Here is a 12,672-nt window from a genome sequence, read left to right on the forward strand (position 1 = left end):
CCAGCCGTTCTTCCGCTCCGTCTCGCTGAGCAGTCCCCGCAGGTAGGACACCATCCGCCGACGGGGCTCCACCCGCCCGAACCGGCCCGCGAACCGCGCCACGAAGTCATCAAATGCGCCTGACCAACCGTCAGTTATCTCTTCAAGCACGAGATGATCAACGACAACAAGCACACTCCGTCACGGAGTGTCGTTGCAGTATTAGGGGTCATCTCAACTGGCTTGATCACTAGGCTGGCGGCCGTGATGGCCATGGTGGAGCGTCTGGTGCCGGATGGGTTGTGGGAGCTGTTCCAGCGGGCGGTTCCGGCCGCCCCGGTGAGACCTCAAGGTGGCGGCCGACGCAGGTATGGGGATCGGCAGGTACTTGCGGCCATTGTGTTCGTGGCCACGACGGGCTGCACGTGGCGGCAGCTGCCGCCGGGTTTCGGTCCTTCCCGACCGACCGCGCACCGGCGCTTCACCGAGTGGAGCCGGGCCAGGGTGTGGGGCAAGCTCCACCGCCTGGTCCTGGACGAACTCGGCGCCCAAGGCGCCCTGGACTGGTCGCGGTGCGCGATCGACTCGGTCAACATGCGGGCGGCGAAGGGGGGACCTCCCGGGTCCGAATCCCGTAGATCGCGGCAAGAAAGGATCAAAGATCCATTTGATCACCGAGTGGACCGGTCTGCCCCTGTCCGTCGGCATCTCTGCCGCGAACACCCACGACAGTCAGGGCCTGGAGCCTCTGGTGCGGGGTATCCCGCCGATCCGGTCCAGGCGCGGACCCCGTCGGCGACGACCCGCCAAGCTCCACGGTGACAAGGGCTACGACTACGACCACCTGCGCAGGTGGCTCCGCGCCCGGAACATCACCCCGCGCATCGCGCGCAAAGGTATCGAGTCCTCGCAGCGGCTGGGCCGACACCGTTGAACTGTGGAACGGACGGTGGCGTGGCTCGCTGGATGCCGCCGCCTGCACCGTCGCCACGAGCGCAAAGCGGAACACTTCCTGGCCTTCGCCGGCATCGCCGCCGCCCTGATCTGCTACCGCCGGCTGGACCGGCCGACCGGTTCACACGGCGCCAAGGAGGCCCGGATCAGCCCCATTGAGCTGTCGGCATGAGTCCCGAGCCACGCCGAGCAGCTCCGTCATCGGCACCGCGCGGCGACTCGTCGCGGAGAGGTCCTGGCGTGCCTCGGCAGACCACAACGGCGGAAAGAGTGACAAGCCCTGATCGCGCTGTAGTGCCTCTCCGAAACGTGATCATGATGGTCTTTGCGGAGCCAGAGCATGAGTGGCGCCAGGTGAAGGCGGCCCCGCTGCACGTGCCGGTAGCGCCGACCTGGTCAGGAGGACACGGTGCCGCGTACAGAGCAGACTGAGATGGTAGGTGGGTGATCGGCCAAGGAGTGGTGATGGCTGAATTCAGTCCGAACGTGATCTGCACACGGGTGATGCCTGATTCAACTACCCGCCAGTGGGTCCGGCTGGTCGAACCTCCCTCCGGAAGCGTAAGGCTCCACGTTGAAGGGGTCGATCCGTTCGTCGTGGTGGGGGACATCGTCGTCTCCGAGATGTATTGGCGCCCCCTGACTGCTGAGGAGATCCAAGGACTGCCCGAGGACGAACGGAACGATCCCGCTCACCATTCCGCCCTGGACACCAGGGTGGTCGTCAGAGGCAGTGGTTCGCAGTCCGTGTCTGTGGAACCTCACCAGGACGTCGACATCGAACTCTTGTGTTCCGATGTCCCCTGGGATGGATCCCCGAAATGGTGGACGGGACGTCTCGTTGCTGGCCTGTCGGGTTCGGCACCTATCGAGCTGCCTCTCTACTTTGCGGTCGGCCAAGGCGGTGGCATGCAACCGCACGTCTCGGCCGGGCAGCTGAGCGCATGGATGGACCCGGGCCAGTCGAGAGACATGATCTTCACCATCGACAGCGCTCCTTCCGGCGCGGAAGTGCGCGCCTGCCTCATCGGCGGTGGGCCGACGATCCAGTCGTCGGAGATCTCCGTGTGGGGAATGGAGAACCTCACATACCGCGAGGCTCTCGAGCGCGGGCTGCTCGACGGCATGAGCGAGGAGGAGCTGGAGCTGGTCAAGGCGAACGGGTACAGCCACAACGCGGAACTCGCTCATGCCGCAGGCACAAAACCGGTGCGCGTGGCGGCCGGAAAGCAGGTCAGGGTGGATATCCCCTGCCGGGCCCCGGAGAACGGCGGCGGCGTCGAGAGAGCGGTCTTGGCAGTGATCGCCCCGCCGTGGAAGCCGGTCGAGGTCTCCGTCACGGCGATCGTCCAGAGCGTGTCGGTCAGACTGGATCAGGACACGTTCACCGTGGCCCAGGGCGGAAGTACGGCACTCGACCTGACAGTGTCCTCGGGGCTCGGCGCCGCGGGTTACGTGATGTTCAAGCTCGAGGGTGGGAACAACCACCTGACCGTGCCGCCGCCGGCCCCTCTGGTGTTCGGGCCCGAGGAGACGGTCAGAGCATGGCTGCCGCTCTCGGTCTCTCCCACCGCGCCCTTGGGGCCGCTGGGGACCGCCCACCTGGTGGCGCTGTTCAGCGCCGGAGGCGTGAGCGATGCCATCACCACCTCCATGGACGTGAAGGTCACGGTCATCCCGAGCAGGACGGAAGTCCTGGTGAGCCCCACCAGTATCAGCGTCCCCACGGGATCGTTCGGCCTGCTGACGGTCGCCGCCCACTCCGGCGGAGGCTTCAAGGAGATCCGGCTGACTCCCGGACCGCTGCCACCCGGCGTGAGCGTGGAGTCGGCAACGATGACTTTGGACCCCACCGACACCGAGGTGCAGCGTGTAGTCCGCATCGATATCCAGGACAATGCCCGTCTCGTAACTGGGCTGCCCCTGGGCATCGAGTGGAACTCGAACAACGGCCAGCATCGCGGGACTGACGTGTCTGAGCTGACCATCCTCCAACGGCCCGAGTCGAGAACGTTCACCGAACCGGTGATCACACCGGCGGGTGTTCCGCTGGGCGGAGAGGTCGAGTTCGAGATCCACAGTGACGGGTCGGCACGGTTCAGGGGCCACATGCGGGCCACAGGACTATTCTCGTACAAATTCACCGTCCGCGCCGTACTACGGTCAAGCAGCGGCGTCATCGCGCTCATCCACCAGATATCGGGGCGGGTTTACGGGTGGGACACAGCCGGCCCACGTCAGTTCGACTGGGACGAGGACGCGAGCAGGCAGGTCATCGCCGATATGTGGCAGGACATGCGCTCGGGCTCCATCGTGGTAAGCCGAAGCTCCGAAATGACGGGATTTCTGGGCGAGGCCGCGGAGCTGGCGGGCGACGTGCTGGAATTCGCGGTCGTCCAGTCGCTGCTCCTCCCCTTCGGGCCCGGGGGCCAGAGCCTGGCGGCTCTGGTTCTTGTCGGCAGCGAGATCGGCGACGTCGCCGATACCTCGATCATCGGACCGGGAGGTCTGTGCGGTGTCATGGCGGCCGGCGGCGCCGCGTTCCTCCTCGGCCCCACTATGATTGTCCCGGCCTTCGTAGGTGGCGTGCTGATCGGAGAGACGCTCATCAGGCACCGCCGGCTCAACGCGGCGGAGGAGGCGATGGCACGGGAGCTCTTCGAAGACACCCTGCCGTGGGACAAGATCAGGCTCACGAACCTCTCCGGCCAGAACGGCCAGGCGTTCGTGACCCCCTCCGCCGACGGCACCATCCTGGTCAATCTGGGTGTGGCGTTCGACTCCCCGCTGACCTCGGTCGACCCGCCGAAGGGCTATCCGGTGCCGGGCCAGCTGCTGATGCACGAGCTCACCCACGCCTGGCAGATCGCCCACAAGTCGTTCAAGAGCGAGTACTTCTGGAAGGCCGCGCTCGACAAGATGAGCGGCGACGCCAGCTACCTGTACGGTCCGCCCGGACCGCCGTGGCGCACCTTCGGGCTGGAGGCGCAGGCGAGCCTCGTCGAAGGCTGGTGGGCTGGGAGACTGGACGAGTCGGTCGGAGGGTTCCCCCCCGGTGTCAAGACGCGGCCCCGGAAGTCCGAGACCGATCCCTACTTCCGCTACATCTCCGAGAATATCCGCATGGGCGAGCCTCTGTAGGCCTGTCCGTTGGCCGCACCCTCGGCGAAGTCATCCCATTTGGCTGGTTACCGCAGACTCGCCAAATGAGATGACGTCTTACGAGCTCGTGCATGGTTGGCGGTGAGGCGTCGAGGATGGCGGCGGGACTCGATGTTCACGTCTGCCGTGCCGACGTCAGGTCCGCGGTCTGCTGATGGGACAGCAGTCCGGGGATGGCCTGGATGGTCTGACTCATGTGCTCGCGGCGACCGAGGTGGCGGGCGAGTGCCCGCCAGTTCTTCAGATGGGCGATGCCGTGCTCGACCCAGATACGCCGTGAAGAATGCGCCTTGCGCTGCCGCTCGTACATCTCCTCGTACCAGTCCGGGGTGTTCTTCTTGATCTTGCGATGCGGTGGTGTCACCACCCGCCCGCCCGTCTGCGCACCCAGACCCTGGTAGCCGGCATCGGCGAGGATCTCTACCGGGGGACCGTCGTCCAGGAGCTTGACCAGCCCTAACCGGCGGGCGTGGGTGATGTCCGCGCAGCTTCCGGGCCTGGTCGGGCTGCAGAACAGCATCCGGCCGTCCGCGTCGGTGAGCACCATGGCCTTGACGGCATTCTGCTTGCTCTTGCCGGAGATGAACTTGTCCCGGTCCTTGCGTCCGGCGGCCGGCCGCCGGACCCGGATCTCGGTGCCGTCGACGATCCCGGTCTTCCCGCCGGCACCCAGATGGTCGACGACCTCGGCCAGAGTCCGCAGCCGAAGGCCAGGGCCCACAGTGCATCCTCGCTCGGCGAGCAGCGGTCGTACCTCGCCGATTGCGCGGGTGATGGTGGAGCGGTCCACGTCGAACCAGCAGGCCAGCACGTCGTGCGTGACCCCGTGGCGGAGATGAACGAGGGTGGCCAGGAGCCGGTCGACGAACACCAGCCGATGCTTTGCACCGGCACCCAGGGCGCGCTTCCGGGGTCTGGACGCAAGCCTGGCCTGGTGCCTCTCCTGCCACAACGGGCCCAACCCGGCCAACGAGTTCAGCGATCACGTCAGCCGACAGGCCCGTGATCCTCCGGTCGCTGATGATCGCTGCACAAGACGCGTTCCCCACCACACAACCATGATCAACGATCAGGAACCCGACGCCTCACCGCCAACCATGCACGAGCTCGCTAGACGTTCTGGGCCGGGGTGACACTCGTGCAGAGCGAAGTCCCGAGGCGACGGCTCAGGGCCCATCGCATTCGATGCGCCATGCAGTGGCACTGAGCCGGAACCGATCGCCACGTTGATGAACAGCACGTCAGCCTGAACCCCGGTGCGGACGACAGTTGCCGTCGGGTCTCCGAAGCGTGATCGTGTTCAAATCCCCTCACACATATCTCGGTATCGGGAACACGGCCGGCAAGACAGCTTGAACGACTGCCCGGCGCTGGGCTCAGGACCTGCTGCAACGCTAGGAGCCCCAACCTGACCTCGGATCACGCGGATGACCGGATCTGCCCTTGGCGGCCGTCGCAGCCGGAACGGGACATGTGACGTAGACCGAAACAACAGCGTGCCCTTTTCAACCTGACTGGAGTGGCACGGTAGTTGGGTGTAGGGGGTGTCCGTCGCGTCTGGTTCGGCGTGGGCACTATCACGGCCTACCGGTACATCACCGAAGCCATCGAGGTCTTGTCAACTCTGGCCTCGATTCTCGCGGAGGCGATGAAGACCGCCTCCACCAAGGCACTCATCATCCTGGACGGCACCCTGCTGCCGATCGCACTGAGCGGCGACGCGCCGTGGGGCTGGCCCCGGCGGTGCCGGTAAGGCGAACCGAGCCCCGTGGGCCACGATGGGAGCCGTTGGGCTCGAGGTCAGACCCGCTCGAGGTCCCACACGCACACCCGGTTGTCCTGACCCGCGGTGATGGCAACCGTGCGACCGTCCAGCTCAGCGATACGGATGGCGTTGACCTCGCCGTCGTGCTCGGGAGTGAGCGGCCCCTGGAGGAGACGCCGCTCTTCCAGCGACCACACGCACACCCGACCGTCCTCCGAACCGGTCACCGCGACCGGACGGCCAGCCACGAGGCCCACATCCAGGCAGGAAATCGAGTTTTCCTTTTCGTCTTCCTCGTCCTCGTCTTCCTCATCGAAGTCGAACGGGTCCTCGTCGATCGGCCCTTCCCACTCCCACGCCCCGGTGTCGAGGTCCCCCAGGATCACCCGTTTCTCGCCAGCTACCACCACTCGGGTACGACCGTCCACCGTCGCCAGACCGACGTCCGCCACGGGGAGGGGGCAAGCGATCTCCCGGGTGACCTCTCGGGCGTCGAGGTCCCACACCACCACGCGGTCGTCCCCGCAGTCGCCGAAGACCAGAACGGACCGGCCGTGCAGCGTTCCCGCCGTGAGCCCTGCGACGGTGTCCCGGTCCCCGTAGAGCTCAACCGGCTCGGTGTCCGGACGCTCCACGTTCCACAGGTACGTCAGGGCGCCGCAACTGACGAAGAACGGCCGGCCGTCCAGCCACACGGTCATCGTCTTTCCCGTCCCGCCGTCCTCCGGCCTGGCGTGCCTGCGCACCGCGCCGCTGGCCAGATCCCACTGCGCGAACGGCTCCTCGTAGTTTCCCCCGCCGACCACGATCCGGCCGTCCACGACGGCCGTGCAGAGGGTGTAGAGCCGGTAGCCGAAGTCGTCCTCGGTGTCGCCGTAAGCGTCGTCGGGGTGGTACGGCTGCTTCACCTGGTACTCCGTCCATTGGTCCGTGGACGGGTCCCAGAGGTACCCGTCGGAGCACAGGAGAAGCCGGCCGTCGACGCTGACGAGGTCGAAGTCGTCGACCCAGTGGGGGGCCTCGCTGGAGAGAACAAGTGCTGTCACGGGCCCAGAGCTTAGGAGGGAGGTCTGACACCCATGTGGCTGAGGACCGGGAGAAGGCCGCCCCCTTGACGGCCACTGATCCTGCCAACTTGCTGCATGATAGCGGCGTCACCCCGGCACGCGTCGCAGATCGCCTTGACGTGCGGCCAGGAGGCTTCGCGCTCGCCCGAGAGCATCCGGGAGACGTAAGACGGGTCGACCCGCAGGAGCGCGGCGATGTGCCGCTGGGAGATGTTGCTCTCGTTCACCATCAGAGTGAGGGCCGCGGCCACACGCTGGTGCGGCTGGCGCCACTCCGGCTGGAAGAAGGAGGCAGCGCTCTTCCTGACCGGCTTGGTGGCGCGCAACGGCCGTTTGCGGGTGGCGAGCTGGTGGTCGATGCCTGGGGCGGGTACTTCTTGCGCAGCCTGTCCTCGGAGCGGTCGAGAGCCGTGGCGATCCCGGTGAGCGGCTTGCCCAGGGAGCGCTCGCGGACGACGAGGGCTCCGGTCGCCTGCTGGAGCAGGCCGTCGATTCCGGCGATGAGCTGGGCGATTTCGGTGAGGAATTGTTGTAGGTGCCGAACATCAGGGACTCGACGCGTGGAGATCTCCGGCGATTTCGCGGAGACCGTGGGTGCAACGGGCATCCCGGCCGCGATCGAGAGAGGGGGTGGTGCGAGCCGGCCCGGGTCATGCCACAGCAATAACCTGGGCCATTCGCACGCGGCCATGCGTAAGGTCGAGGAGTCATCGCGCAACGAGGAGGACCATGCCCGAGCCAACCACCGATCCCCCCGGAATCCCCGAGGAAGAGGTCGCCGGTCGCGTCGGCGCATGGTGGCGTGAGGGCGGGCTCGGCGGCCAAGTTGCCTTTCTTGTCCCTCCGGACGGCCATGACGCCTCGGCCGTCATGCGGGAGATACACGAGCACGTGCCCGGCAGTGCTGTCGTCGACGCCACCGGTCTCACCGCCGAGCAGGTCATGCAGCAGGCCCTCACGGCGCTCGGAGTCGATCTGTCCGCGGACAAACGGGGCGACTGGCGTTTCGCGCTCGGCTCGTGGCCCGAGGAGCGGTTGCTACTGGTCGTCAACGTCCATCGTGCCGGGCCGACACGGCGGTCGTACGAGCCCGAGCGGTTGGTGACCCGGACCCTTCCGTGGCTGGCGCGTGGCAAGTTGGCCATGGTGGTCCATGTGGTTCCCGAGTTGTTGCCGGCCCGCGTTGATCCCAGGGCGGTGTTTCGGCTGTCCGCGGCGGCCGTCGAGTCTCTGCCGGCGGTATCAGAGTCCGTTGCCGTGCGGGCGTTGGCACTGGCCGAGCCCCGCTTCGTACCCGTCCCTGTCTGGGCCCAACTTGTCACCGCGCTGACCGGTGAAGCGGCATCCGAAGACGCACTCGCTGCATTCGCGAGGGAAGGCTCCGGAATTCTCCGGCTCGGACCTCTCGGGGTTTCCTTTGTCGACGAGGGTTTGGCCGAGACCTTGCGCCGGGAGATCGAATCTGCCGAACTCTCCCACGTCAGTAGGCATTTGGTTGCTTGGCTGATGCGCTCGGCTCCGGGTTTTCGCCACCCCGAGGGGTGGGCCAAGTGCGGTGCCGTCGGCCTGTACGCGGCTACTGGGCTCGCCATGCACGCCGTACAGGCGGGAACGTACTACGAAGTTCTTCGGGACGGACGTGTCATCGCCAATCTGCCGCAAACGGCGCTCATGGACGCGGCACGAAGCATCACGTACCTCATCCCCGGAAACACGGCCGCCGCCGACGCGATTCATCTGTGGGGCTGGGGAGTCACACCGCGGCATCAGACGGAGTGGGCTTCGTGGCTGCACTTGATGGCGCTTTCACGCGACGATCTCGAGTTCGCGTCAGCGGTTGCCGCCTCTGGTGTGGCACTGCCCTGGCGGGCCAAGTGGGCACGGTGGCGGCCGCCGGGTGGCTATCACACGCGCTTTCTGCAGGCTGGGAGATTCGCTGCCCTGACGGAGGTGCGCTGGCAGGGTCGACCCGCCATCGCCGGTCTGCAGCAGCGGACGGTGCTCGAGGAACAGGAGCTGTACGTCTCGATCTGGGGCGCGGAGACTGGAGACCGTGTCGCGGACCCTTGGGAACACGACGAGATTCCGCAGGAGCATCGCGCGGACCTCACCTGGCCCGCGTCACCCGGGAGCGACGCCGCCGCGCCCGCACGCGTGCGAGATCTGTTCGCTGCGTCGTCCCCCCGACGCGACCAGCGCGCTTTCATGCTCCCCTGTGTGCCGCTGACCGTGGGTGAAGTCGTCGTCTTCGCAGGCGACTTGGGGCTGATCGCCATCAGTCCCGCGGACGGCGTGGACATCTCCGGCTTGGGCGCCCGGCTACGCCCCCTGAGCGGGGACTACACGGACGGGGGCCCGTGCAGTCCGATCGACGCGCCAGCACCGAGTCACGAGGACGTCATCCCCCTCTTCGGCGAGAACCTGCTGTGCCCCATCCCGGACGAGGACCTTCCGGATCGACTCACCCATGCGGCGACGCGCGAACTGCTCCTCGATTTCGGTCTGCCCTACGTGAACGAAGGGGCCATGGGGATCTTCCCGTACGGCGGCTGGGACATGGGAACTCTGGACGAACTGCCCTCCTGGCCCGAAGGAGTCGATCCTGTCCTCGAAAGCGGGCCCTTCTTCCAGATCGGTATGTGGATGGGCGGCAAGCTCGTCATCGACGGGCCCACCGGACACATCCTGCGCGTTCCCACGAAGCCGGGCCAGGACCCCCTCGCCGGCCTTCCCGCCGCGCACAGCCTCGAAGATTTCCTCACCATGGTCGCGTTGTGGGTCACCGGGCTGCGTACGCGGAGCGTCCTGCCTCCGGCCGATTCCGAGCGTGGGCAGCTCACCTATTGGGTCCTGGGAGCGCTGGCCGAAGTCGACGAGACGGGCAGTGAGCAACCCGCCTGGTCGTACGTACTCCACAACGAGTGACGTCGATCAGTCGGAGAGGCGGGCGACAAGAGAGCCTGCAGATCGAACGGTGTAACTCCGATCATGGAGGTTTGGCGCCTGTGACCAGCGAGAACATAGCCGGGGAGACCGGGACGGTGCCTGCGGGGTCGTCAGCAGTGGCGGACGAGAAGTTCATCGAGGAACTCGTGTCCCGGGCCCAGGCCGACGGGCTGCAGTTGACCGGCGAGGGCGGGCTGCTGCAGCAGCTGACGAAGCGGCTGCGGAGGCCGCGCTCGACGGTGAGATGACCGATCACCTCGGATACAAGCACGACATGGCAGGGAAGAACGGGGCAACCCCGTAACGGCAAGCGATCCAAGACCGTCCTGACGGATGTCGGCCCGGTCGGCATCGACGTACCGAGGGACCGCGAAGGGTCGTTCGAGCCGCAGATCGCCAAGAAGCGGCATCGGCGCCTGACCGGCGTCGACGAGATGGTGCTCTCACTCCCGGCGAAGGGACTCACCCACGGCAAGATCGCGGCCCATCTGGCGGAGGTATACGGCGCCGAGGTCTCCACAGACCATCTCCAACATCACCGACGCTGTTGTCGGCGTACGGGCTTTGCCGGCTTTGGCAAGACTTTCGCAGCCGGAGATCATCCCGGTGGTTTCCATGGTCGACCGGTCCGCGTAGCGGGCAGTCTGTGAGCGTGCTCAGTTGAACTACCTTGCCTATTACCGCGCTTGACGGGTGTGATGGTCTCGTCGGTCGACGATTCCGGACCTGCGGTGGTTGTCCGTGCGCGTACGCCGTCGCGTGTTCGTGCAGCTTGCACGGGCTGCGGACGTTGAGCGGGTGGCGTCACAGCCGCTACGTCAGACGACTCGCCGATGCGTCGCTGGGTGGCCGTCCGGTACTGATCGAGCTGAGCGTGCGCCGTCTGTACTGCGAGAAACCCGGGTGCGGAAAGGTGACGTTCGCCGAGCAGGTGCCGGGGCTGACCGTGCGCTATCAGCGGCGCACGCCCCTCCTCCAGCGACTGGTCGAGGCGGTGGGAGTGCTGCTGGCGGGGCGGGGGCAGGATGCTGCGGGTCCTGAACGTCACGGTCTCGCGGTGCACCATCTTGTCGCAGCTGATGCGGATGCCGCTGCCGTCCCTTCGTACACCCCGGGTGCTGGGTGTGGACGATTTCGCGCTGTACGGCGACACCTACGGGACCCTTCTGGTCGACGCCACCACCCGGCTCCCGCTCACGCCGTGGGAAGGGCGGGACGCCGAACAGCTCAGCCGCTGGCTCCGTGAGCATCCCGGTGTCGAGAGCGTTTGCCGTGACGGCTCGCTGACCTACCGGCAGGGCATCACCGACGGAGCGCCCACGACCCTGCAGGTCAGTGACCGCTTTCACCTGTGGCAGGGCCTGTCCCGCCGGGTCCAGGATATTGCCGCCGCCCACCGGGCATGCCTGCCAGCGGCCCTCCCGCCGAAGAGGCCGATCCGGCACCGAACGAGGAGACCGCCGGGGACGCCGCGGCGGAGACACCAGCTGGACAGCATACCAGGAGGCTGTTCGAGGCCGTGCACGCGCTGACCGACACCGGCCGCAGCTGCAGCACCGTGGCATGGGAACTCGGCTTGGACCGCCGCACGGTGCGCAAGTATGCCCGCGCCGCCACCTGGCAGGAGCTGACGCGGCGCCCGCCCCGCAAGCCCTCCGCCCTGGACCCCTACCACGATTACCTGCAACAGCGCTGGGACGAGGGAGAACACAACGCGATGGTCCTGCACGAGGAACTCCGCAACGAGGGCTACCTCGGGCACTACCAGCGCGTGAAGATGGGTCATGACCCCTTCGATTTCTGCAGAGCTTCGAGTGCTGCCCAAACTCGTGTACGCGTCCTGTCGGTTCTCGTGAACAAAGCCAACCGTGGAGGCCAGGGCTCGGAATGTGAGGGGTTGCTCCCTAAAGCGTGTTGTACAAGGCCGGGTTCGGGCAGGTCAGGCCCGTGGAGACAGTCCTCTGGTCATGATGCGAGGGCGAGGTTGTGCATGTGGGCGGCGGCCTGGACGGCGTGGTGGAGGCCGTCGCCGTGTTGTCGGCAGTCGCGGAGGATCTTGTAGTTCTTCATCCGGCCGATCACATACTCCACCCGGGCGGGACCTTGCGGTGGGCGGCGTTGTCGTCCTCCTCGCCCGGCAGCAATGGCTGGTGGGGGCATTTGCGGTGCGGGGTGACCATGCCGCAGCTGAGGTAGGCGCGTCGCCGAGGACGGTCACGCCCTGGCAGTGCGCGGCCAGGGCCGGAGGCCCGCCAGGCGTGCGCGTCCGCGGTGGTGCCCGGCACCGGCCGGGCCGCCGCGATCATCAGGCGGGTGTCGGCGTCCACGATGACCTGCACGTTCGCCGAGAACCGGTCGTTGCGTGACGAGGAGCCGACGTTCCGGTCGCGTACCGGGACCAGGGTGCCGTCCACGATCCACAACCGGTCGGCCGCATCTTCCGGACGGGAGACGGGTTCCAGCGCGAGCAGCGGACCCAGCCGCTGGAGCACCCGGCACACGGCCGAGGAGGAGACCCCGAACAGCGGCCCGAGCTGGCGCATGGTCAGGTTCGTGCGGTAGTACACGGCCACCAGGACCCGTTCGGCCAGCGGAAGACCCCACGGCCGGCCCCGCAGAGTCCCGTTGCCGCCCCGGTCACCGACCGCCTTCAGCAGCCGCCCGAACTGATCCATGCGCAGCCCGGTGAACGTCTCCACCCATACTCGCTCGGCCCTCAACGCCCCAGCCCCACAACGGAGATGCCCAGTTCACGACCTTGTGCAACACGCTTAGTTGTGGTGGGGGGGGGGGGAAGGG

At 66.9% G+C, this 12,672-nt stretch carries 6 protein-coding genes and 5 pseudogenes; 6 read left to right on the forward strand and 5 right to left on the reverse strand.

Going from position 1 to position 12,672, the window contains the following annotated elements; all coding sequences use genetic code 11:
- Positions 1-150, reverse strand: a pseudogene (locus ACTWP9_RS36260) (IS701 family transposase); the annotation flags it as partial.
- A 102-nt stretch (positions 151-252) separates the two neighbouring features.
- Here ACTWP9_RS36260 and ACTWP9_RS36265 point away from each other — a divergent pair.
- Positions 253-1,105 (forward strand): annotated as a pseudogene (locus tag ACTWP9_RS36265) (IS5 family transposase).
- A 293-nt stretch (positions 1,106-1,398) separates the two neighbouring features.
- Entirely contained in the window at positions 1,399-4,074 is a 2,676-nt protein-coding gene (locus tag ACTWP9_RS36270) for a hypothetical protein (RefSeq protein ID WP_443250584.1), read from the forward strand.
- A 136-nt stretch (positions 4,075-4,210) separates the two neighbouring features.
- On the opposite strand, the gene ACTWP9_RS36275 is transcribed toward ACTWP9_RS36270, so the two are convergent.
- Complete coding sequence (locus tag ACTWP9_RS36275; protein ID WP_443250585.1) at positions 4,211-4,966, reverse strand: transposase family protein; 756 nt, start codon at positions 4,964-4,966, stop codon at positions 4,211-4,213.
- 690 nt (positions 4,967-5,656) lie between these two features.
- Here ACTWP9_RS36275 and ACTWP9_RS36280 point away from each other — a divergent pair.
- A pseudogene (locus tag ACTWP9_RS36280) lies at positions 5,657-5,824 on the forward strand (IS5/IS1182 family transposase); the annotation flags it as partial.
- A gap of 71 nt (positions 5,825-5,895) precedes the next feature.
- Here the strand turns inward: ACTWP9_RS36280 and ACTWP9_RS36285 are convergent.
- Both ACTWP9_RS36285 and ACTWP9_RS36290 read right to left on the reverse strand, forming a co-directional pair.
- Positions 5,896-6,906 carry a WD40 repeat domain-containing protein gene (locus tag ACTWP9_RS36285; RefSeq protein ID WP_443250586.1) on the reverse strand — a complete coding sequence of 337 codons (1,011 nt, stop codon included), beginning with the start codon at positions 6,904-6,906 and terminating at the stop codon, positions 5,896-5,898.
- An 11-nt stretch (positions 6,907-6,917) separates the two neighbouring features.
- Positions 6,918-7,253 carry a helix-turn-helix domain-containing protein gene (locus tag ACTWP9_RS36290; protein WP_443250587.1) on the reverse strand — a complete coding sequence of 112 codons (336 nt, stop codon included), beginning with the start codon at positions 7,251-7,253 and terminating at the stop codon, positions 6,918-6,920.
- Positions 7,254-7,656: 403 nt separating this feature from the next.
- On the opposite strand from ACTWP9_RS36290, the gene ACTWP9_RS36295 reads away from it, so the two are divergent.
- From ACTWP9_RS36295 to ACTWP9_RS36305, 3 genes and pseudogenes are all read left to right on the forward strand, one after another.
- Positions 7,657-9,852 carry an SUKH-4 family immunity protein gene (locus ACTWP9_RS36295; protein WP_443250588.1) on the forward strand — a complete coding sequence of 732 codons (2,196 nt, stop codon included), beginning with the start codon at positions 7,657-7,659 and terminating at the stop codon, positions 9,850-9,852.
- 137 nt (positions 9,853-9,989) lie between these two features.
- Positions 9,990-10,425, forward strand: a pseudogene (locus ACTWP9_RS36300) (transposase); the annotation flags it as partial.
- Positions 10,426-10,958: 533 nt separating this feature from the next.
- Complete coding sequence (locus tag ACTWP9_RS36305; protein ID WP_443250589.1) at positions 10,959-11,405, forward strand: transposase; 447 nt, start codon at positions 10,959-10,961, stop codon at positions 11,403-11,405.
- 433 nt (positions 11,406-11,838) lie between these two features.
- Here ACTWP9_RS36305 and ACTWP9_RS36310 read toward each other — a convergent pair.
- A pseudogene (locus tag ACTWP9_RS36310) lies at positions 11,839-12,548 on the reverse strand (transposase family protein).
- Positions 12,549-12,672 lie beyond the last annotated feature (124 nt).

Origin of the sequence: Streptomyces sp. 3N207 (assembly GCF_052246355.1) — a bacterium.
Lineage (GTDB): Bacteria > Actinomycetota > Actinomycetes > Streptomycetales > Streptomycetaceae > Streptomyces.